The following is a 421-nucleotide window of genomic DNA, read 5'->3' as shown; positions in this document are numbered from 1 at the left end:
GGCGAGTCTATGCAGACGACAATCGAAACTGCGATTATTTCTGTTTATCCTTCGGCCTGGCCAAGGTTGGGCAATAGGCCAGCAAGCCGGTACTAGCAACCACGGGGTGTGGTTTAAATGGGAGAACCCCCCGACACGTGTGTGTTGGGGGGTTCTCGACCTTAATGGTTGTCCGGCGGTGACCTACTCTCCCACACCCTCCCGGGTGCAGTACCATCGGCGCTGTGGGTCTTAGCTTCCGGGTTCGGAATGGGACCGGGCGTTTCCCCCACGCTATGACCGCCGTAACCCTGTTACCCGATCCTGCCCGGCGTGTGCCGGGGGGTGGGAAGTTTGGTTACAACTGTTCCTGTTAGGGAACTGTGGTGTTGTTATTCAGTTGTGTTCTCAAGCAACGGGTTTGTTGTTTGGGAACCACATA

General features: G+C 56.3%; 1 rRNA gene. It reads right to left on the bottom strand.

The window, feature by feature from the left end:
- Positions 1-170: 170 nt before the first annotated feature.
- Positions 171-287 (bottom strand): 5S ribosomal RNA (gene rrf, locus ACLKOZ_RS22380).
- Positions 288-421 lie beyond the last annotated feature (134 nt).

Source organism: Arthrobacter sp. R4, assembly GCF_051365025.1.
Classification (GTDB): domain Bacteria; phylum Actinomycetota; class Actinomycetes; order Actinomycetales; family Micrococcaceae; genus Arthrobacter.
The sequence above is the reverse complement of the archived record's forward strand: the minus strand, read 5'-3'. Positions and strand labels throughout refer to the sequence as shown.